Source organism: Pseudoruegeria aquimaris (assembly GCF_900172235.1).
Lineage (GTDB): Bacteria > Pseudomonadota > Alphaproteobacteria > Rhodobacterales > Rhodobacteraceae > Pseudoruegeria > Pseudoruegeria aquimaris.
The window spans coordinates 45,576-64,730 of the sequence record NZ_FWFQ01000020.1 but is presented as its reverse complement, the minus strand read 5'-3'; the positions used below and the strand labels follow the sequence as shown (position 1 = coordinate 64,730).

At 66.0% G+C, this 19,155-nt stretch carries 19 protein-coding genes, 1 tRNA gene and 1 rRNA gene; 11 read left to right on the top strand and 10 right to left on the bottom strand.

Features of this window, described 5'->3' with window-relative positions:
* From rrf to PSA7680_RS13765, 4 genes are all read left to right on the top strand, one after another.
* Window positions 1-96, top strand: a 5S ribosomal RNA gene (rrf, locus tag PSA7680_RS13780); the annotation flags it as partial.
* A gap of 247 nt (window positions 97-343) precedes the next feature.
* Window positions 344-417: transfer RNA gene (locus tag PSA7680_RS13775), tRNA-Gly, on the top strand.
* Window positions 418-552: 135 nt separating this feature from the next.
* Window positions 553-2,346 carry an ABC transporter transmembrane domain-containing protein gene (locus PSA7680_RS13770; RefSeq protein ID WP_085869293.1) on the top strand — a complete coding sequence of 598 codons (1,794 nt, stop codon included), beginning with the start codon at window positions 553-555 and terminating at the stop codon, window positions 2,344-2,346.
* A gap of 158 nt (window positions 2,347-2,504) precedes the next feature.
* Window positions 2,505-4,418 carry an acyl-CoA synthetase gene (locus PSA7680_RS13765; protein WP_085869292.1) on the top strand — a complete coding sequence of 638 codons (1,914 nt, stop codon included), beginning with the start codon at window positions 2,505-2,507 and terminating at the stop codon, window positions 4,416-4,418.
* A gap of 71 nt (window positions 4,419-4,489) precedes the next feature.
* On the opposite strand, the gene PSA7680_RS13760 is transcribed toward PSA7680_RS13765, so the two are convergent.
* Entirely contained in the window at window positions 4,490-5,578 is a 1,089-nt protein-coding gene (locus PSA7680_RS13760) for a hypothetical protein (protein WP_085869291.1), read from the bottom strand.
* 148 nt (window positions 5,579-5,726) lie between these two features.
* On the opposite strand from PSA7680_RS13760, the gene PSA7680_RS13755 reads away from it, so the two are divergent.
* Window positions 5,727-6,623, top strand: coding sequence for a hypothetical protein (locus tag PSA7680_RS13755; protein ID WP_085869290.1), 897 nt, complete (start codon window positions 5,727-5,729; stop codon window positions 6,621-6,623).
* On the opposite strand, the gene rbsD is transcribed toward PSA7680_RS13755, so the two are convergent.
* Entirely contained in the window at window positions 6,624-7,004 is a 381-nt protein-coding gene (gene rbsD, locus PSA7680_RS13750) for a D-ribose pyranase (RefSeq protein WP_085869289.1), read from the bottom strand.
* A gap of 167 nt (window positions 7,005-7,171) precedes the next feature.
* Here rbsD and PSA7680_RS13745 point away from each other — a divergent pair, with 167 nt between their 5' ends.
* Window positions 7,172-9,031, top strand: a complete 1,860-nt coding sequence (locus tag PSA7680_RS13745) for a glycerophosphodiester phosphodiesterase family protein (RefSeq protein WP_085869301.1) — start codon at window positions 7,172-7,174, stop codon at window positions 9,029-9,031.
* Window positions 9,018-9,590, top strand: coding sequence for a hypothetical protein (locus PSA7680_RS13740; protein WP_245824647.1), 573 nt, complete (start codon window positions 9,018-9,020; stop codon window positions 9,588-9,590). The genes PSA7680_RS13745 and PSA7680_RS13740 overlap by 14 nt, the downstream gene beginning before the upstream one ends.
* On the opposite strand, the gene PSA7680_RS13735 is transcribed toward PSA7680_RS13740, so the two are convergent.
* Entirely contained in the window at window positions 9,575-10,534 is a 960-nt protein-coding gene (locus PSA7680_RS13735) for a GT-B fold glycosyltransferase domain-containing protein (RefSeq protein WP_085869288.1), read from the bottom strand. The two genes, PSA7680_RS13740 and PSA7680_RS13735, sit on opposite strands and share 16 nt — an antisense overlap.
* A 154-nt stretch (window positions 10,535-10,688) precedes the next feature.
* Here PSA7680_RS13735 and PSA7680_RS13730 point away from each other — a divergent pair, with 154 nt between their 5' ends.
* The 4 genes from PSA7680_RS13730 to PSA7680_RS13715 are packed head-to-tail and all read left to right on the top strand — an operon-like array spanning window position 10,689 to window position 14,175.
* Window positions 10,689-11,555, top strand: a complete 867-nt coding sequence (locus PSA7680_RS13730) for a hypothetical protein (RefSeq protein WP_245824645.1) — start codon at window positions 10,689-10,691, stop codon at window positions 11,553-11,555.
* The gene (locus PSA7680_RS13725) at window positions 11,556-13,385 is read left to right on the top strand and encodes a glycosyltransferase family 2 protein (RefSeq protein ID WP_245824643.1); all 1,830 of its coding nucleotides are present in this window, start codon (window positions 11,556-11,558) and stop codon (window positions 13,383-13,385) included.
* A gap of 59 nt (window positions 13,386-13,444) precedes the next feature.
* Window positions 13,445-13,699 (top strand): hypothetical protein, encoded by a 255-nt coding sequence (locus PSA7680_RS13720; RefSeq protein ID WP_085869287.1) that lies wholly within the window; start codon window positions 13,445-13,447, stop codon window positions 13,697-13,699.
* An 11-nt stretch (window positions 13,700-13,710) separates the two neighbouring features.
* Entirely contained in the window at window positions 13,711-14,175 is a 465-nt protein-coding gene (locus PSA7680_RS13715) for a hypothetical protein (protein WP_085869286.1), read from the top strand.
* 6 nt (window positions 14,176-14,181) lie between these two features.
* Here the strand turns inward: PSA7680_RS13715 and bfr are convergent, their stop codons facing one another.
* The 7 genes from bfr to PSA7680_RS13685 all read right to left on the bottom strand — a co-directional run bounded on the left by bfr (window position 14,182) and on the right by PSA7680_RS13685 (window position 19,039).
* Window positions 14,182-14,667, bottom strand: a complete 486-nt coding sequence (gene bfr / locus PSA7680_RS13710; protein WP_085869285.1) for a bacterioferritin — start codon at window positions 14,665-14,667, stop codon at window positions 14,182-14,184.
* Entirely contained in the window at window positions 14,642-14,908 is a 267-nt protein-coding gene (locus PSA7680_RS13705; RefSeq protein WP_085869284.1) for a (2Fe-2S)-binding protein, read from the bottom strand. Before PSA7680_RS13705 ends, bfr begins: the two co-directional genes overlap by 26 nt.
* Before the next feature lie 25 nt (window positions 14,909-14,933).
* Window positions 14,934-15,413, bottom strand: a complete 480-nt coding sequence (locus PSA7680_RS13700) for a hypothetical protein (RefSeq protein ID WP_085869283.1) — start codon at window positions 15,411-15,413, stop codon at window positions 14,934-14,936.
* Window positions 15,410-15,589 (bottom strand): hemin uptake protein HemP, encoded by a 180-nt coding sequence (gene hemP / locus PSA7680_RS13695; RefSeq protein WP_245824641.1) that lies wholly within the window; start codon window positions 15,587-15,589, stop codon window positions 15,410-15,412. The genes PSA7680_RS13700 and hemP overlap by 4 nt, the downstream gene beginning before the upstream one ends.
* On the bottom strand, window positions 15,586-15,759 hold the full coding sequence (locus PSA7680_RS18745) for a hypothetical protein (RefSeq protein WP_176244144.1): 174 nt from the start codon (window positions 15,757-15,759) through the stop codon (window positions 15,586-15,588). The genes hemP and PSA7680_RS18745 overlap by 4 nt, the downstream gene beginning before the upstream one ends.
* A 239-nt stretch (window positions 15,760-15,998) precedes the next feature.
* Entirely contained in the window at window positions 15,999-16,433 is a 435-nt protein-coding gene (locus PSA7680_RS13690) for a universal stress protein (protein ID WP_085869281.1), read from the bottom strand.
* On the bottom strand, window positions 16,430-19,039 hold the full coding sequence (locus PSA7680_RS13685; protein WP_085869280.1) for a TRAP transporter permease: 2,610 nt from the start codon (window positions 19,037-19,039) through the stop codon (window positions 16,430-16,432). Before PSA7680_RS13685 ends, PSA7680_RS13690 begins: the two co-directional genes overlap by 4 nt.
* Between the last annotated feature and the right edge of the window lie 116 nt (window positions 19,040-19,155).

The window sequence follows — 19,155 nt, the reverse complement described above, 5'->3', positions numbered from 1 at the left end:
GTGAAACACCCGATCCCATCCCGAACTCGGAAGTTAAGCACAGCCGCGCCGATGGTACTGCGTCTCAAGACGTGGGAGAGTAGGTCACCGCCAAACCTAATAAAAAGCCACTAACTCTCAATACGATTAGCCCGAGATCCTACGAAATGCCCCGCCTCGCCGCGGGGTTTTTCGTGTTCGGGAAGATGGCCCGAAGGCACGTGCAATATGCCTCGCGCCGTGCCAGCCAACCCGACAGCATGCGGCCTTTGCCCCTTGTTGCCAAGGCGGAAGCAAGCGCCCGGCCTCGCGGTATCGCAGCTCTTGACGCTCCCGCGGCCTTGGCATACCACGGCGACACCGAGCGGGTATGGTGAAATGGTATCATAAGAGCCTTCCAAGCTTGAGGTGCGGGTTCGATTCCCGCTACCCGCTCCAATCTCCCTTCGCCAGGTGCCCCTCCCGCTTCGCTTCCCCATGGACGCCAGCCGGGGCGCGACGAATGCGCCCTTGCCCGCCATACGCCCAACCTTTACTGCCGTGGCAGACGGTATGAAACGCGGGGCGAAACCCATGGCAAACACTCAGGCGGCCCGGGCCGAGGACAGGGAAAAATCCAAGCGCGTGGGCGCATTGGCGGGCCTTTGGCCCTTCGTACTCCCGTATCGGTTCTACGTCGCTCTGGCCGGTGTTGCCCTTGTTCTGACGGCCGGCGTCTCCCTTGCGCTGCCGCTGGCGGTCCGACGGGTGGTGGATTCCTTCTCGACCGGCGAAACGGAGCTTCTGGACAGCTACTTCGCCGCCGCGCTGGCCATCGCTTCGCTGCTCGCCCTCGGCACGGGGCTGCGTTACTACATGGTCACGCGGCTCGGCGAACGCGTGGTGGCCGATATCCGCAAGGCGGTGTTCGATCGCGTCATCGGTCTGAGCCCCCGGTTCTACGAAACCCTTCAGACGGGCGAGGTGCTGTCCCGCATCACGACGGATACGACGGTGATCCAGTCGGTGATCGGGTCCTCGGTCTCGGTCGCCCTGCGCAACATGCTGATCCTCGCAGGCGGCATGGTGCTGATGCTCTTCACCAGCCTCAAGCTCACCGGGCTGGTTCTGCTGATCGTGCCCGTGGTGATCGTGCCGATCATCGTGTTGGGGCGCCGGCTGCGCGTTCTGAGCCGCGAGAACCAGGATTGGATCGCCGCCAGCTCGGCCAACGCCTCCGAGGCGCTCGGGGCCGTCCAGACGGTGCAGGCCTTCACCCATGAGGCGCTGACACGGGCCGGCTTTGGCCGGGTGACGGAGAAATCCTACGATGTGGCCTTGCGGCGGATCACCACCCGGTCCGTGATGACGGTGATCGTGATCTTCCTGATCTTTTCCGGTGTCGTCGGGGTGCTCTGGATCGGGGCGCGGGACGTGCGCGCCGGCGAGATGACGGTGGGCGCGCTGGTGCAATTCGTGATCTACGCGGTGATGGTGGCGGGCTCCGTCGGCGCGCTGTCGGAGATCTGGAGCGAGTTGCAGCGCGCGGCCGGGGCGACGGAACGGCTGGTGGAGCTGCTGAACGCGCCGGATGACGTGCTCGATCCGCAGGATCCGGTGCCGCCCGTGGTGCCCTGCAAGGGCGAGATCGTGTTCGATCAGGTCACCTTCCACTACCCCTCCCGTCGTGGCGTGGCCGCGCTGGACGGCATCAACCTGACGGTGGCTCCGGGCGAGACCGTTGCCCTCGTAGGCCCGTCCGGCGCCGGCAAATCCACGATCCTGCAACTCCTGCTGCGGTTCTACGATCCGACGTCTGGCGAGATCCGCATCGATGGGGTGGACGTGAAGTCCATGGCGCGCAGCGCCTTCCGGCAGAACATCGCGCTGGTGCCGCAGGATCCGGTGATCTTCGGCATGACCGCGCGGGAGAACATCCGTTTCGGCCGCCCGGATGCCACCGACGCCGAGGTGGAGGCGGCCGCGAAGGCCGCCGCGGCCCATGATTTCCTGATGGAGCTGCCAGAAGGCTACGAGAGCCAGGTCGGCGAGCGCGGCGTGATGCTGTCTGGCGGGCAGAAGCAGCGGATCGCCATCGCGCGCGCGATCCTGCGCGACGCGCCCATCCTGCTGCTGGACGAAGCCACTTCAGCGCTGGACGCCGAAAGCGAGCGCGCGGTGCAGCAGGCGGTCGACGTGATGAGCGCCACGCGCACCACCCTGGTGGTGGCGCACCGGCTGGCCACGGTGAAGAAGGCCGACAGGATCCTCGTCTTCGACAAGGGCCGGATCGTTGCCGAGGGCACCCACGATTCGCTCGTGGCGGAAGGCGGGCTCTATGCCCGGCTCGCGCGGCTTCAGTTTACCGAAGGCGCCAGCGCGGCCTGATCCGCCGCGGAAGGCGGGGCTGCCGTAGGGGCACCCGCCGCCGCAATCGGAATGTGACGCTGCGTAGAGCGGCAGGCCTCTCTTGTGCTGATCGCGGCAACCCTGCATTTTGGCTGCCAAGATACCCGTGAACAACGGCCAAAGGGGAGGGTTTGACGATGGCGCAGCAAGCGCGGAGATTCGCGACGGCAGAAGATGTGAAAGCGATGGAGGCGGAGCGCCCGTGGGAGGAGCGCAACGTGCCGACCACGCTCTACGGCCTGCTGTCGGAAACGACGGCGAAGTTTCCGGATCGTCCGGCCGTCACCTTCCAGATCACCTCCGGCCCCAAGGACAAGGCCGAGACGCTTTCCTGGGCGGAGCTGAAGGGCAAGTCCACGCAGGCGGCGAACCTGTTCCGCAGCCTTGGCGTGGGTGAAAACGACGTGGTGGCCTACCTGCTGCCCAACGCCAACGAGACCGTCATCTCCTTCATCGGCGGCGCGATCGCGGGCATCGTGAACCCGATCAACCCGCTTCTGGAGCCCGAACAGATCGGCGCCATCCTGCGCGAAACGGGCGCGAAGGTTCTGGTGACGCTGCGCGCCTTCCCGCGGACGGACGTGGCTCAGAAGGCCGCCGAGGCCGTGGCGCTGGCACCGAATGTCAAAACCGTGCTGGAAGTGGATCTCCTGCGCTACCTGACGCCGCCCAAGAGCTGGATCGTGCCGCTGATCCGCCCGAAGAACCCCGTCACGCACCAGGCGAAGGTGATGGATTTCAACAAGGCGATTGCGAAGCAGCGCGCCGATGCGCTGGACTTCGAGGATTCGAAGGAGGATCGCGTCGCGGCCTATTTCCACACCGGTGGCACCACGGGCATGCCGAAAGTGGCGCAGCACAAGTATTCCGGCATGATGTACAACGGCTGGCTGGGCGATCGTCTGCTGTTCGACGAGAAGGACACGATGATCGCGCCGCTGCCGATGTTCCACGTCTTCGCGGCCTACCCGGTGATGCTGTCCGCGATCACCGCCGGCACCCACGTGGTGTTCCCCACGCCGCAAGGCTATCGCGGCGAAGGCGTGTTCGACAACTTCTGGAAGCTCGTCGAGCGCTACAAGGTGAGTTTCGTCATCATCGTGCCCACCGCCATTTCCGCGCTGATGCAGCGCCCGGTGGATGCGGATGTTTCGAGCCTGAAAACCGCCTTCTCCGGCTCCGCTCCGCTCCCCGTGGAGCTGTTCAACCGCTTCGAGAAGGCCACGGGCGTGAACATCATCGAGGGCTACGGCATGACGGAGGCCACCTGCCTCGTCTCCTGCAACCCGACCGACGGTGAGAAGAAGATCGGCTCCGTGGGCCTTCCCTTCCCCTACACCGAGGTGAAGATCCTGAACTGCGACGACGCGGGCAACATCCTGCGTGAATGCGACGTGGACGAGGTGGGCGAGATCTGCATCACCAACCCGGGCGTGATCACCGGCGGCACCTATACCGAGGCCGACAAGAACGTGGGCCTCTTCGCCGACGGCAAATACCTGCGCACCGGTGATCTCGGCCGCCTGGATGCCGACGGCTACCTCTACATCACCGGCCGCGCCAAGGATCTGATCATCCGCGGCGGGCACAACATCGACCCGGCCGAAATCGAAGAAGCGCTGGCCGGCCATGAAGCCGTGGCCTTCGCCGGGGCCATCGGCCAGCCCGACTCCTTCGCGGGCGAACTGCCCTGCGCCTACGTCGAACTGGTGGCGGGCGCCGAAACCACCGTCGAAGAGCTGATGGCTTATGCCAAGAAGCACGTCCACGAGCGGGCGGCGCATCCGAAATACATCGAGATCCTGCCCGAACTGCCGAAGACCGGCGTCGGCAAGATCTTCAAGCCCGATCTGCGCAAGATGGCGATCACCCGCGTCTACAACCAGACCTTCGCCACGCAGGGCCTCGCGGTGGAAGTGGCCTCGGTCATCGACGACAAGAAGCGCGGGCTCGTGGCCCAGATCGTCAAGACCGGCGAGGTGGACGAAGAGGCCGTGGCGCATTGCCTCGGCGAGTTCCCCGGCGCTTGGGAATGGAAGCAGGACGCCTGATCAGCTTCCGCCATCGAAATGCGAACCCCCGCCGGTTTCCGGCGGGGGTTTTTCTTTACGCGGCCCTTGGGTCAGTCGCTGAGAAAGGCGTCGCTGGCCACGCGGCGCGCCCGCTGCACATATTCCTCGGCGGAGTTTCGAGCCTCAAGGCTGCGCACCGCGCCCCGCGCAAGAAGCCCGGCGGCCAGATCGGCGAACGTGAAATCCGCCCGCCCCCCGAACTGCCGGGCCACGGGGGCCAGAAGCTCCGGCTGGCTCTGCAGCAGGCCCGCCACCCTGTGGTGGATGGCTGCGGTGGTTGCCGGATCCCCCTGCTGGCCGTGGATCGCCAGCGCTTCGATCAGCGGTTCGGCCTGCCCGTCGCGGGGGCCGCCCGGCGCTTCGAAGAAGGCGCGCGCGATTTCGTCCACGGCCTCCGGCCCCGCCGATTGCACGTAGGCCGCCGCGAGCGCGCCGAGGTTTCGGGTGTTGCCGGTGCCGGCGGCTGAAACAAGCGCGGCGCGCAGGTAGGCCCGCGCCGCCGGATCCTCGCTCAGTCCGAGCAGGAGCAGGCGGATCGGGTGTGTCTGGGCGGCCGTCGGCTGGCGCAGGGCCGCGATCTGCGCGCCGACGTCCGAAGGCGGCGGCAGCAGGCGCATCAGTTCGTAGGGCAGTTGATCGGCTTCGCGCAGGGCGAGCGCCTGAAGGACGGGATGCTCGGATTCAATCAGGGGGCCGAAGATCTCCACCCTGCGTTCGAGCGACACGTAGCCTTCGCGCTCGATCTCGGCCACCAGCCGCTCCAGCAGCGCGCGCACGTCACCGTCCACGTAGACGCTGCGCTCCCAGGCGCCGTAGTCGTCGGGCCGGATGAACAGCACGTGGTCTTCCGGGTTGGCCGAGAGGCGGCGGCGCGTGCCGCTGTCCACGAGATAGGGCAGATCCACCTCCTGCACGCCTCCGCGCAGCGCCTCCTGCGGAATGAAGCGGAAGGGCGCGCCGGCGTCAGGGCGGGCCAGCAGCACGGTTTCGCTCATCGCCAACTCGTCGGTCAGCGCCGGCCGGGGAACGTAGTCATGGAAGGCGCAGGCCAGCGCGGCTGGCGCCGACAGGAGGGCGGAAGCGGCCAGGAAGGCAGGGGCCACCACGGCCCGCCGCAGGGGAGCAGGATGCCGGATCATGGGGTGATGATACGCCTTGGGCGGGGCTCCGCGCAAAGGATTTGCGGCCTGTCGCGCCGCGATGCGCCGCCTTGACAATCCGCCGCCGCCCATGCGACTGCCGCAGCGACTGCCGCCAGCCACCATGAACACAGGAGAGCCTCGGCCCATGCAGCAAGGTACGATCCAGATTGTCTTCGTGAAGTGGGGGTCCCGGAAGTATTCCTCCACCTATGTGAACGGGCTGGTGGACGCCATTCTCGCGCGCACCAAGAGCCCCTGCCGGTTCGTCTGCCTCACCGAGGACGGCGCGGGGCTGGACGACCGGATCGAAACCATTCCCTTCCCCGATCTCGGCCTGCCGCTGGAAACGCTGACGAGCCGGGGCGGCTCGCTGCCGAAGATGGGGATCTTCAAGGAAGGCATCCTGCACGACGGCTACGAAACGCTCTACATCGATCTGGACAGCGCGATCCTGGGCGATGTCCAGGACATGGCCGATTGCCTGAAACGCCGCCGCGGGCTCTACCTGCTGCAACGCCACGTGATCCCCTACTGGCGCTTCCAGGGGCTGGTGGACAAGATCCTGCCCGAGCGCTTCTACCTCGGCAACACCGCCCTGATGGCCTTCTACCCGGAAGACTGGCGCTTCATGGCCGAGAAGGTGCGCGAGGAATACCCGGCGATCCACATGGCCAAGGCAGAGAAGGGCACGCCGATGCCCAAGCTCTACGCCGGGGGCAACGAATACCTGATCAGCGCATGGGCCGGGCGGAGCCTGCGCGTCTTTCCCAAGGGCGTGGCGGTGAAATTCACCCAGGAATACATGGCCCCCTTCATCTGGGCCGCGCGCCTGAAGGATCACATGCCCTGGATCAAGGCGCGGCGCGCGCGGCAGGCGGCCGTGACCTTCCATGGCGAGCCGCTCAAGCCCAAGTATCTGGTGAACATGAAGGAAGGCGACTACATCGGCTTCAAGCACCACCATACGCGCTGGCACTACCCCGAGATCACCGACTACTGGCGGGAAGTCCTCGCCGACGAGCCGGCGCAGGGCGACGGCTGATCAGCCGAAGGCAACCCCGGCGTAAAGGACGATGTTGGCGTAGGGCGTGGCCTCGCCCGTGCGCACCACGGCCCGCGCCCCCGCGCTGGCCTGTTTCAACGCGTCGTGGCTGACGTAGCCGCAGGGCAGGCGCGCCTCGAAGGCGGTGCGCACTTCGGGCGATGCCTCGGTGGCGATCAGGGCGCGCTCCACCTGCATTTCGCCGAGCACCGTATCCAGCACGCTCCACAGGTCCGGCACGCCGAGGCAGACCGCGAGATCGATGCAGGGTGTTCCCGCCGGCACCGGCAGCCCCGCGTCGCCGATCACGAGGCAATCCCCATGCCCCAGCGCCGCGATGGTGCGGCTCAACTCGGCGTGCAGCAGGCCGGTTTTCTTCATGTCGCTCCCTTCCCGAAAGGATACGGTCGCGGTGAGGCTCGCACCCCCGCCGCCGCGGATCAAGGGGGCAGTCCTGCCAATTCCGGCGTGACAGCCGCGCCGCCAAGGCACTAGACTCGCGCAGAAAAGCCGGGGCGTCCATGCTCCGAACCAGCGCGAGGGCGAACATGCTAGAAACGAACCGGCCCGTTCTGGCCGCATTTTCAGACGCCTGGTATCTCAAGTGGCGTTTCCTCGTGTCCCACGTCGCGCTCGGGCTGCTGGCGATTGCCGTGATCTCCCCGGTGACGGCCTTCATCATCCGTGTGGCCATCGGGCTTTCGGGCAACCCGGCGCTGGCGGATCAGGACATCGCCTACTTCCTGCTGTCGCCCGTCGGCTTCGTCTGCCTGATCGCGGCGGCCTCCGTCATCATCACCGCCGGCGTGCTGGACACGGCCTTCCTGATGTCGATCCACCTTGCGGATCAGACCTTCGGCCGGGGGGGCTTCCGCACCGGGCTCGGCAGCGTGCTGCCCCGCCTGCCCGCCGTCGCCAGCCTTGCGGCGCGGCTGACGTTCCGCATCGTTCTGATCGCGGCGCCATTCCTGCTGATCGGCCTCTGGATCGCCGCCCGCAATCTCACCGCCTATGACATCAACTACTACCTCACCGAGCGCCCCCCGGAGTTCCTGCGGGCCGTCGGCCTGATCGGGGCGGTGCTGGCCGTGATGGCCGTGGTGCTGATCAACCGGCTTCTGACGTGGATGCTGACGCTGCCGCTCGTGCTCTTCTCCGGCATTGCCCCCGGCGCCGCCTTCGCAGAAAGCGCGCGGCTGACGGAAGGCTTCCGGGTCCGCTTCCTGCGCCGTTTCGCCGTCTGGGCGGCCATCAGCCTGCTGATCGGCGCCGTCGTGCTGGGCCTCGCCGCCATCGGCACCCGGTTCATCGCGCCGGTGTCCGGCGGCAATCTCGCGGTGGTGGCGTTGTTCCTGCTGCTTGCCGTGCTGTTCTGGGTGGTGGCGAATGTCGTCGTCACCACGATCACCTCGGGCGCCTTCGCCGTGCTGATCGCGGATGCCTACACCGAGGCCGGGGGCGTGGTGGACACGGGCTACCTCGCCAAGGCGGAGCAGTTGCCCGGACTGATGCGCAAGCTGGCGGTCATCGGCCCGATCGCCGGGGCGCTGATCTTCGTCGGCGGCTTCGCCGGCAACCTCATGCTGAACGCGATCGACACCCACGAGGGCGCGGTCGTGATCGCGCACCGGGGGGCCGCCGGCGCGCGGCCCGAGAACACGATGGCCGCCGTCGAAGAGGCTCTGCGCGTGGGCACGGACTACGTGGAGATCGACGTGCAGGAATCCGCGGATGGCGAGGTCATCGTGGTGCACGACAGCGATTTCATGAAGCTTGCCGGCGTGCCCACGAAGGTGTGGGACGTGACGGCCGAGGAGCTTGCGGAGATCGACATCGGCAGCTGGTTCGATCCGCAATACGCCGGCGAGCGCACGCCCACGCTGCGGCAGGTGCTTCAGGCGGCGCGGGATCGTGCCAAGGTCCTGATCGAGCTGAAATACTACGATCACGACGTGATGCTGGAGCAGCGCGTGCTGGACATCGTGGCCGAGGAGGGCATGGAAGCGCAGGTCGCCTACATGTCCCTCAAGCTGCCGGCGGTGGAAAAGACGAAGGGCCTGGCGCCCGAGGCCACCGTGGGGCTGCTGGCGGCCACGGCGGTGGGGGATCTGACGGCGCTGGAGGCGGATTTCCTCGCCGTGAACACCGGTCTTGCGACACGTGGGCTGGTGAGGCGGGCCGAGGCCGCGGGCAAGCCCGTCTACGTCTGGACGGTGAACGACGCGCTCACCATGTCGCAGATGCTGTCGCGCGGGGTGTCGGGGCTGATCACCGACGAGCCGGCGCTGGCGCGTGAGGTGATCGCAAGGCATGCGGAGCTTTCACTGCTGCAGCGGTTGCTGATCTCCCTGAGCGACATGCTGGGCGTGAAATTCGAAGCCAAGGCCTACCGCGATGCCTCGCCGTAGGGTTTCAAATACCGCTCTGCTGATGCTCGGCGCCCTGCTGTCGGGCGCGGCCGCGACGGCGCAGGACGCCGGGCAGGCGGATCTGCGCCTCGACGAGCGGGTGGAGTTGCGCGCCCATGAGAAGCTGATCGCGGAAGTGGAAAAGGCCGGCCGGGCACCGGCGCCTTTCACCACGGATGGCTGCTCGGGCTGGCAGAGCGCCGCCTGGGCCTTCGCCGCCGAGCGCATCCCGGTCTTCGAAGAGGCCCACGGCACGCTGCCCCCGTGGGAAGCCTGCTGCGTCGTCCATGATCGCGCCTATCACCGGGCGGGGGATGCGCCGGACGCCCTGCAAAGCCTGCGCGCTCGGCAGGCGGCCGATGACGCGCTGGCGGCCTGCGTGGAGGATACGGCCGCGGCGCGCCAGACCGAACTGGGCGAGATCTACGGGATGTCGCCGGAGAACGTCGTGCGGGTCTACAAGCTGATCGCGCAGACGATGCTCGGGGCGGTGCGGCTGGGCGGCGCGCCCTGCACCGGGCTATCGTGGCGCTGGGGGTATGGCTACCCGGATTGCTGAGCCGCGCCCGGTGGATCGCTCTGCTGAACGCCCGTCAGATCGTTTTCGAAAAATCCTTTGAACCGCGCCCGCAGGCGCCCGTAGCGCCTGTCTCCCACCATGCGGCGGCAGACTTCGAAGGCCTCCGCGCCCTGGGGCCAGACCTTGAGATACTTGGGCTTGTGGTAGTGCAGAATGCGCGGCTGCGCGTCCGGGTCATATTCGGCGTTCTGGATCGTCAGGTTGTAGGCCCGCGGGAGCATTTCGAACGCCAGCCCCTGGCGGCGGATCGCCACCGGAAGCGAGACCTGGTCGAGGAATGGGCGCAGGCCGTCGAGCTTGGTGTCGAAATCGATCCGGCGGGCGGTGTCGAGCCAGGCCTCGGCAAAGCTCATCCCGTCGGCACCCCTGCCTTCGCGGAAGCCTACGAAGCCCGCGTTGAAATAGGGCGGAGACCACAGGCGCTGGCCACGGTGGAACTGCACCCGCTCCTCTGGCACTTGGAGGCCGAACAGACCGTAGGCCTTTTGCCAGCGGTTCTTTCCGCCCCATGTCTTGTAGTCCGAAACCATCGCGGCAACGGCGCCCTCGGGCACCAGCCCGTCCAGTTCGAGCGGCGCTACGCAGACCATGTCGGTGTCAAAGAAGAGGCTTACGTCGCAGTGGCGGTCGTCCAGCGCGGCGAGCATCTTGTTTCCGTGAGGGTAGGGCTCCTTCCAGATCCCGCCGTCCAGATCCGGTTGGGGCAGATCGCGGATCTCCACCTTCAGATCGGCAAGCGTCTTTTCCGTGAGAGGCGTCACTTCGGCCCGCTTCTGGGCCGGAACATAGGCATAGAGCGCCAGCGCATCCCCGTGGTGGTGGCGCAGCGAAGCGGCGAGGTAGATGGCCATCGGCTCGTAGCGCGTGCCGTCCATCATGAAGAAGCCGGCCGTTCTGGCCGCTTGCGCGCCGGGGGTGTCCAATGGGTGCTCCGATCTGCTGTCCTGCCCGGATTATGGGCGTGGTGGCGCGGCTGTAAACCGCCAAAGCGGCTAGGTGCGCGTGCCCGCCCTTCGCCCGTGCCCCGCCCGCCACGATCGGCGGCGCAGGGGCGGGCAGGCGGCAAACCATGTTGCCATGTGGCTCCGCGCTCTCTATCCGTTGGCGAAAGAGCAGTTCCATTACGAGGTATTTCCGATGACCGAACGGCGGCCCGTCGCATCGCTGTGGATTGGCGAGAAGCTCCATTACCTGAACCAGCTGTGCCTGAAATCCCACGTGATCCAGGGCCATCCCACCACGCTCTACTGCACCCACGACGTGCAGAACGCACCCGAAGGCGTGGAGATCCGCCCGGCCAGCGAGATCATGGAGATCGACATGGCGCTGGTGGAAGACACCTCGGCTTCCTTCCTGTCCAACGTCTTCCGCTACAAGATGATCCGCAAGACGGGGGCGATCTGGATCGATTGCGATGCCTTCTGCCACCGCCCCTTCCCGGACGAGATGGAGTGGGTCTTCGGCGGGCACGGGCTTTCGGGCAATCTCAACTGCGGCGTCGTCGGCCTGCCCCAGAACTGCGAACTGATGGATCAGCTTCTGGACTACTACGACAACCTGCCGGACTACCCGGCCTGGTGGAACAAGAACCAGCGCAAGAAATACGATCGCCTGCCGGACACGATGAGCCACGCGGCGCGCATCTACAAGGCGGAGCGCACGGCCTTCGGCCCGCAGGCCTTCACCTGGTTCGCCAAGCAGACGGGCGATTTCGAGCGCGCCCTGCCGGTGGACGTGCTCTACCCGGTGCCTTTCCAGCTCAACGACATCTTCTATGATCCCTACGGCCGCGTGGAAGGCCATTTCACGGAAAACACGCTTTCGGTCCACCTCTACACCAACGGCACCAAACCGTGGTGGGAGAAGCACGAGCCGCTTCCGGGCAGCTACGTCTACAGGATGTGCGAGCAGGTCGGGATCGAGCCGAAGAAGGCGCTGCGCTAGGTGTTGGAACAGAGGATCGGAACGATCGATCTGAAGAAGCACAAGAGCCCGCACGGCACCGTTCTGGCGGTGTCGATGATGAAGGACGAAGCCCCCTACCTGCTGGAGTGGTTCGCCCATCACATGGCCGTGGGCTTCACCGACATCCTCGTCTACACCAACGATTGCACCGACGGCACCGACGAGATGCTGATCCGGCTCGAAGAGCTGGGTCTGGGCTATCACCGCCGCAACGACATCCCCGAAGGCATCAAGCCCCAGCCCTCGGCGCTGAAATATGCGCAGCAGGAGCCCGTGGTGCAGGCGGCGGACTGGGTGCTCGTCTTCGATGCGGACGAGTTTCTCTGCATCCGCTACGGCGACGGCACGCTGGACGACATGATCACCGCCGCGGGGGATGCCAACGGCATCGTCATCACGTGGCGCACCTTCGGTTCCGGCCACGTGGTGGAGTGGAGCCGCGATCCCGTCACCGAGCAATACCTCTACGCGGCGCCGGCCAACTGGAACAAGGGCTGGGGCGTGAAGACGCTGTTCAAGTTCGATCCCGAGTATTGGAAGCTCGGCATCCACCGGCCGTCGATCAAGAACAAGCACCTGGAAACCGGCTTCCCGGACACGGTGAAATGGCTCAACGGTTCGGGCAAGCCGATGGAGGAGTATTTCAAGTTCCGCGGCTGGCGCTCCATCCGGCGCACCGTGGGCTACGAGTGGGCGCAGATGAACCACTACGCGGTGAAATCCGTGGATGCCTACGCCGTGCGCAAGCTGCGCGGCAACGTGAACAACAAGAAAGACAAGTACAACAGCGACTACTGGGCGCTGCAGAACCGCAACGAAACCAGGGACACCACGATCCTGCGCTACCGCGAGAAACGCGCCGCCATCATGGCGGAACTCCTGAAGGATCCGGTGTTGAACAGGCTGCATTTCGCCGCGCTCGAACGCGTGGAGGCCAAGCTCGCGGAGTATCGCGAAACCGACGCCTACAAGGAGATGGTCGCCGGCCTTGCGGAGGCCAGCAAGATCCCGATCACGCAGGTGTCGGCCAAGCCGCCCAAGGCCCGCGACCCGGCCAAGATCGCCGCTCTGATGAGCGACGTGGAGGCGAAGGCGGGCAAGAAGGCCAAGGAGAAGCGCGCCGCCGACAGGGAGGCCGGCGTGCTGGATCGCGGCCCGGCCGAACCGCTCTATGCGCCCTTCCCGATCGACCGCAGCGTGGAGATCCCGATCGAGCGCGTCGCGAACCATGACGTGGTGCTGCCGGTCGATGCGCGGGTGATGAACCCGGATGCGCTGGAGGCCGCGGCGGCCGGCAAGTTCGACCGCCGCGCGGCGCGCTGGATCCCGCGGCTGATCCCGGAAGACGCGCGGGCCGTGCTCAACCTCGGCTCCGGGATCGGGTTCATCCCGGTGCACATCTGCAAGAGTTTCCCGACGGTGGCCGTCCGGGCCCAGGAGAGCCGCGCCGATCTCTGCGAGATCGCGCGCGAGGTGGCGCAGGAAAACGGCTTCGGCGGAGACGACCGGCTCACGATCGATGATCGCGCGCTGTTTGCCTCCGGCGATCCGAAGGCTTCGGCCAGCGCGCTGGCGGCGTTGCTTCAGGAGGCCGCGCCGGACGTGCTGCGGGTCGATGACGAGGGGCTCACCGCTGAGGTCCTCGCTGAACTGTCGCTGGACGGTGTGCGGCGGATCATCCTGTCCGATGGTGTGTTGGCCCGCTACCGCAAGCACGAAGCCGAGGTGGTCTCGGCCATTCTCGCCAAGGGGTACGTGGAAGATCAGGAGCTTGCCGCCAGCGGCGCACGGGTGTTCGACAGGAGCTAGGGCGTTGATTTTCCGCCTTGGTCCTCTAGGATTTCCAGTGTCAAACACGGGGGGCGGCCATGCCGACCAAAGCGGAACTGGAAGCTGAACTCGAAAAACTGCGTGCTGAACTTGCTTCGGCGAAGGAGAAGATCGCCGAAGCGGCGGCTCCGAAAGAAGAGGCCTCGGAGGAGGGGCTCGCGGAGCACCTGATGCATGACGGCGAAGCCCTGCTGAAGGAGTTCGTCAAGGAAATCGAGGATCTGAGCGCCAACCGGCCGGTCCTGACCGTCGTCGGGGCCTTCTGCCTCGGCCTGCTGCTGGCACGGCGATAGGAGGAGGCCCGATGAAACGCGTGGTGCGCAATCTCACCATCATCCTGCGCTGCGAAAGCCTCATCGCCCGCCGCCGCCTCGCTGTGGCGCGCCGGCAGATCGTTTTCATCGCTTTTGCCGGGCTCGTCGCCGTTCTCGGGCTGGTGATGCTGAACGTGGCGGCCTACCAGGCGCTGGCCGCGAGCCTCGGGGCGCCGCTGGCGGCCTTCCTCGTGGCGCTGGGCAATTTCGCCGTCGCCGGCGTACTGGCCCTGCTCGCCGGGCGCGAGGACGCGGAAGGCGACGTGGCCGCGGTGGCGGAAGTGCGCGACATGGCGGTGGCCGATCTGGAGGCCGAACTCGAACTGGCGCAGGAGGAGGTGCTGGCGGTGGTGGGCGATCTGCGCCGCATCGGGCGTGATCCGCTCGGGGCGGCCAGCGGGTTGGCAATGCCGCTCCTGGCGGCATTGCTCAAGCATCTCGGCAAATCGAAATAGGCAGGCCTACTCGGCCTCGTCCATCTTCGAGGCGTTCAGCATCGCGTAGCGTTCCGCGCCGACGCGTTCGTGCAGATCGAGCTGGGTTTCGAGGAAATCGATATGGCCTTCCTCATCGCCCAGAAGCTCCTCGAACAGCTTCTGCGAGATGAAATCGCCCACCGAGTTGCAGTAGGCGCGCGCCTCGGAATAAAGCGCGCGGGCCTCGTGCTCGGCGGCCAGATCGCATTCCAGCGTTTCCTTCGGCGTCTGGCCGATGCGCAGCGGATCGAGCTTCTGCAGGTTCGGGTGGCCTTCCAGCATCAGGATCCGGGCGATCAGCTTGTCCGCGTGGTGCATCTCCTCGATGCTCTCCTCGCGGGATTTCTTCGCCATGTGTCCGAGGCCCCAGTCCTCTTGCAGCCGGTAGTGAAGCCAGTATTGGCTGACCGCCGTCAGCTCGCTGCGCAGGGCCTTGTTGAGATACTCAATAACCTTCGTATCGCCTTTCATCTTCAATTCCTTTGCTGCTCGCAGGATTCATCCCGCGCAAAATGGCTGGAACCTCACAATTAGCATTCTTTCGCATGTGAGACAGGAAAAGTGGCATGCAGCCGCCGCAATCGGGGGATTTTCCCAGGGCCCGGTAGATCTTGCCCGGCGTGATCACGGTTTCGCGGTCGGCGGCGCGCATCCAGTTGATGGCGGCGTCGATGTCGTCGTGGGTGATGTTCTGGCAGTGGCAGATGATCATGGCGGTGGCTGTGGGTGCCGGCGTGTCAGTGGAGGGTGGACGTGGGGCGATGGCCGGAGGGGCGATAGGAAGGCTCGGGAACGGCCTGGGCCCGCAGGGCCCTGCCGAGGGTCTCGGCGAGATCCATCAGTTCGGTCACGGCGGAGCCGCTGACGAGGAGCGAGGTAAAGAGCCGGCTGTCCTGGCGGTCTCCGGCCGCGGCGGCGGCAACCAGATGGCTCAGCGCGCATTCATCGGCCCCGAGGCACTGGCAGGACAGCCCGTGCTGCATCAACGGGCGGCGGGCATGGCGCGCCAGGCAGCGCTGGAACGCGCGCAGCGCCTCGGCGGCATGGGCGCCGGCATCGAAGCCGAGCGCGATCGTCAGGTCGCGCTGTGCCTGACGGCGCTGGGCGGGGCTGTCCGCCCATTGCCGCATCAGGCGCACGAGGAAGGCTTCCGGCAGGGCCAGGTCCTCCAGCACCCCCACCGGGGCGGCGCCGCGGAAACGGGCCGGCGCGCTCATTTCGTCAGGATCAGCTTGCCCTGCCGCGTGATGCGCAGGGTGTAGACCTGATCGTTGAGCTTGATGTGGGCCAGAGACCCTTCGCCGACGATCTGGCGCACGTCGTGCAGGGGAATCTCGGTTTCGCTGTTTGCCGCGCGGGCGGAGGCGAAAAGCTTGGGGCGGTCATGCATCATTTGCGGGTCACTCCGGTGTCGAAACGGTCCATCAGGCGCTCGGCGCTGAAATCGCCGGGTAGGGCGAACTGCAGAACGAGGGAAAGGATGTCATCGCGGCTGGCCGATGCGCCCTGGCGCTCGGAGCCGTTGTCCCGTTGGTTTTCGGGCTGGGGAAAGGGGATGAGCATCGGCTGTCCTGCTGTCCTGTTCGGGTCTCGGGCTGGCCCACCTTGTGGCTGGGTTGGCTGATGCGCTCAAACCTGACAAAAATACTAGGTTGAGTCAATAGAGCTGAGTAAAAGAGACGGAAATATGCCGTTGCCCGTTTCCGGCGATCGCATCCCGGCAGCGAGGCTCTTGTGCCCGCAAAGAAAAACCCGCCAGCCGTTTCCGGCTGACGGGCGATCTTGGCATCGGTGTTCGGCGGTCAGGTCCGCACGACGTAGACCGAGCATTTCGCGTGGCGCACGACCCGCGCGGCGTTGGGGCCGAGCAGGTAGTCCTGCAGTTCCGGTTGATGCGCGCCGATCACGATCAGATCGCTGTCGGCCTTCTTCGCCGCATCGAGGATGTGCTCGTAGGCCTTGCCGGTGGAAACGAGGTGCCGGACGCCCGCATCCATCTCTTCGCCGATGATCTCGGCGGTGAAACGGTGCAGGGCCTCTTTCGTCTGGGCCACGGCCTTCTCGTGGTAGCCCTTCTGGAAGAAGGAGCCCACGAGCGAGGAGCCGTAGTCGGGCAGGACGGTGATCACGTCCAGCCGGGCCCCGTCGAGGGTGGCAAGCCGGGCGGCGGTTTCGAGCACCGGCACTTCCGCTTCCGGGCGGTTCATGTCGATGGCGCAGAGGATGGATTTGCTCATGCCGGGGCTCCTTCCCGAGCGGCGCGGCCCCGCTGCAGGAGCATGATCAGCCCCAGCAGGAACAGCGCCGGAATGAAGATGATTTCCTTGGGCAGCTGGTGCGCTTCGGCCTGCACCGAAGAGATCACCACGGGCGAATCTCCGTAGAAGTCGAAGCTGCCCATCTGCTCGAAGAACGGGGTGCCGGGGAAGGGCTCTTCCAGCAGCAGCTGATCGCCCTCTGCCATCACCACGAGGCCCTGGGCCTCAAGCCGCGCTTCGCCGCTCTCTTCCCCGCCGATCGTGGCCACGATGGTGAGATCCTTGGGGTTGCCGGTATCGAAATCCGGCCCCGAGACGACGAGGCGCAGGCTGTCGCCCGCCTCGGCTTCGCCGGCCGCCTGCACCAGTTCCACCGGTGCGATGTCCTGGAAGGGCGGCTGGATGCGGTTCATCACGAAATCCGGGCGGAACAGCACGAAGGCGATCAGCACGAGCGCGACGCTTTCGTAGATCCGCGAGCGGGTCAGGAAGTAGCCCATCGTGCCCGCCGTGAAGACGAGGATCGCGATGGTGGCGATGATGAACACGAGGATCCCCTGCATCCATGTCACGTCGATCAACAGCAGATCGGTGTTGAAGATGAACATGAAGGGCAGGGCCACGGTGCGCAGGGAGTAGAAGAAGGCGATGAAGCCCGTCTTGATCGCATCCCCGCCCGAGACGGCGGCCGCCGCGAAACTCGCAAGCCCCACGGGTGGTGTCACGTCCGCCATGATTCCGAAGTAGAAGACGAAGAGGTGCACGGCGATCAGCGGCACGATCAGCCCCGACTGCGCGCCCAGCTGCACCACGACGCCCGCCATCAGCGACGAGACGACGATGTAGTTGGCCGTCGTCGGCAGGCCCATGCCCAGCACGAGCGAGAGCAGTGCCACGCAGAAGAGCATCGCCACGAGGTTGCCGCCTGAGATGAACTCCACGAGGTCGGCCATCACCTGGCCGATGCCGGTCAGCGTCACCGTGCCCACGATCACCCCGGCCGTCGCCGTGGCAAGGCCGATCCCGATCATGTTGCGCGCGCCGTCGATCAGGCCCGCGATCAGATCCCGCACGCCTTCAATGAAGGCATTGGCGGTTTCGCTTTCGCCCCGGAAGATGGTTTTCAGCGGGCGCTGGGTGAGAAGGATCACGAAGAGCAGCGCCGTGGCCCAGAAGGCCGAGAGGCCCGGAGATTTCTGCTCGATCATCAGGAAGTAGACGAGCACCACGATCGGCAGCAGGTAGTAGAGGCCGGATTTGTAGATCCTTGCCACGTCCGGCAGTTCCACGACCTGCGCGTTGGGATCGTCGGGCACGAGGTCCTCGACGCCGGCGGCCAGCCAGAGCAGCGCCACGTAGGCGACGAACACCAGCGCCGCCATGACCCAGCCCGCGCCTTCCGGAAAGAGCGAGACGATGAATTTGACGGGGTATTGCACGCCGTAGCAGAGCAGGGCGAAGCCGGCGAAGAACACGGCCATGCCGCCGATGGTGCGCCCCATGGAGACGACCTTGTTGCCGATCGTCGGCATGTTCCGCTTCACGGCTTCGAGGTGCACGATGTAGACCAGCGCGATGTAGGAGATCACGGCGGGCAGGAAGGCGTGCGTGATCACCTCGACGTAGGAGATGCCCACGTATTCCACCATCAGGAAGGCGGCGGCGCCCATGACGGGTGGCATGATCTGGCCGTTCACGGAAGAGGCCACCTCGACGGAGCCGGCCTGCTCGGAGGAGAAGCCGACGCGCTTCATGAGCGGGATCGTGAAGGTGCCGGTGGTGACGACGTTGGCGATGGAGGAGCCGGAGATCAGGCCGGTGGCGGCGGAGCCCACCACGGCGGCCTTCGCCGGGCCGCCCCGCAGGTGGCCAAGCGCCCCGAAGGCCATCTTGATGAAGTAGTTGCCCGCGCCCGCCTTGTCGAGCATGGCGCCGAAGAGCACGAAGAGGAAGACGAACTTGGTGGAAACGCCGAGGGCGATCCCGAACACCCCTTCAGAGGTGATCCACATGTGGCTCATAGCCTTCTTCAGGGAAGCGCCCTTCCACTGGATGACGTCGGGCACCCAACTGGAGGAACCGAAGAAGACGTAGAGCAGGAAGATCGTGGCGATGACCGCCATCGCCGGGCCGAGCGCGCGGCGGGCGGCCTCGAACAGCAGGATCAGGCCGATCAACGCGAACCATTTGTCCATGTCGTCGGCCAGCCCGCCGGAGGCGACGATCTTGTCGTAGAAGATGTAGCCGTAGAGCGCGGTGAACACGCCGAGGAAGGCGAAGATCCAATCCTGCAACGGGATGTAGTCGCGCGGCGAGGATTTGAACATCGGGTAGGCCATGAAGGCCAGGAAGATCGAGAAGGCCAGGTGGATCTGGCGCGAGTTGTTGATCAGATCGCCGGGCAGGATGTAATTGGCCAGCGGCGAGGCCAGGATCACCTGGAAGAGGGACCACGTGACGGCCACGACCGCCATCATCATCCCCACGGCGCCAGCCGGATTGCGCGCGCCTGAGTCGGTTGCGGCGACGAGTTCCTGCAGCTCTTCTTCCGAAAGCTGGCGGCCGCCTTGAGGGTTGTCCGACATGTCCCTTGCTCCCTGATCGGTTGCGGTCCGCGGTGCCTGTTTCGGCCCGTCGATCCGCCTGTACATCGTCGTGCGCGATGCCTTGTCCCTGGAAAATGAGGGCGGAGCGGGGTGCC

Bases quoted from the DNA above. Each gene is read 5' to 3' on its own strand.
- PSA7680_RS13770 (WP_085869293.1), top strand. From the start codon at position 553: ATGGCAAACACTCAGGCGGCCCGGGCCGAGGACAGGGAAAAATCCAAG.
- PSA7680_RS13765 (WP_085869292.1), top strand. From the start codon at position 2,505: ATGGCGCAGCAAGCGCGGAGATTCGCGACGGCAGAAGATGTGAAAGCG.
- PSA7680_RS13760 (WP_085869291.1), bottom strand. From the start codon at position 5,578: ATGATCCGGCATCCTGCTCCCCTGCGGCGGGCCGTGGTGGCCCCTGCC.
- PSA7680_RS13755 (WP_085869290.1), top strand. From the start codon at position 5,727: ATGCAGCAAGGTACGATCCAGATTGTCTTCGTGAAGTGGGGGTCCCGG.
- rbsD (WP_085869289.1), bottom strand. From the start codon at position 7,004: ATGAAGAAAACCGGCCTGCTGCACGCCGAGTTGAGCCGCACCATCGCG.
- PSA7680_RS13745 (WP_085869301.1), top strand. From the start codon at position 7,172: ATGCTAGAAACGAACCGGCCCGTTCTGGCCGCATTTTCAGACGCCTGG.
- PSA7680_RS13740 (WP_245824647.1), top strand. From the start codon at position 9,018: ATGCCTCGCCGTAGGGTTTCAAATACCGCTCTGCTGATGCTCGGCGCC.
- PSA7680_RS13730 (WP_245824645.1), top strand. From the start codon at position 10,689: ATGTGGCTCCGCGCTCTCTATCCGTTGGCGAAAGAGCAGTTCCATTAC.
- PSA7680_RS13720 (WP_085869287.1), top strand. From the start codon at position 13,445: ATGCCGACCAAAGCGGAACTGGAAGCTGAACTCGAAAAACTGCGTGCT.
- PSA7680_RS13715 (WP_085869286.1), top strand. From the start codon at position 13,711: ATGAAACGCGTGGTGCGCAATCTCACCATCATCCTGCGCTGCGAAAGC.
- bfr (WP_085869285.1), bottom strand. From the start codon at position 14,667: ATGAAAGGCGATACGAAGGTTATTGAGTATCTCAACAAGGCCCTGCGC.
- PSA7680_RS13705 (WP_085869284.1), bottom strand. From the start codon at position 14,908: ATGATCATCTGCCACTGCCAGAACATCACCCACGACGACATCGACGCC.
- PSA7680_RS13700 (WP_085869283.1), bottom strand. From the start codon at position 15,413: ATGAGCGCGCCGGCCCGTTTCCGCGGCGCCGCCCCGGTGGGGGTGCTG.
- hemP (WP_245824641.1), bottom strand. From the start codon at position 15,589: ATGATGCATGACCGCCCCAAGCTTTTCGCCTCCGCCCGCGCGGCAAAC.
- PSA7680_RS18745 (WP_176244144.1), bottom strand. From the start codon at position 15,759: ATGCTCATCCCCTTTCCCCAGCCCGAAAACCAACGGGACAACGGCTCC.
- PSA7680_RS13690 (WP_085869281.1), bottom strand. From the start codon at position 16,433: ATGAGCAAATCCATCCTCTGCGCCATCGACATGAACCGCCCGGAAGCG.
- PSA7680_RS13685 (WP_085869280.1), bottom strand. From the start codon at position 19,039: ATGTCGGACAACCCTCAAGGCGGCCGCCAGCTTTCGGAAGAAGAGCTG.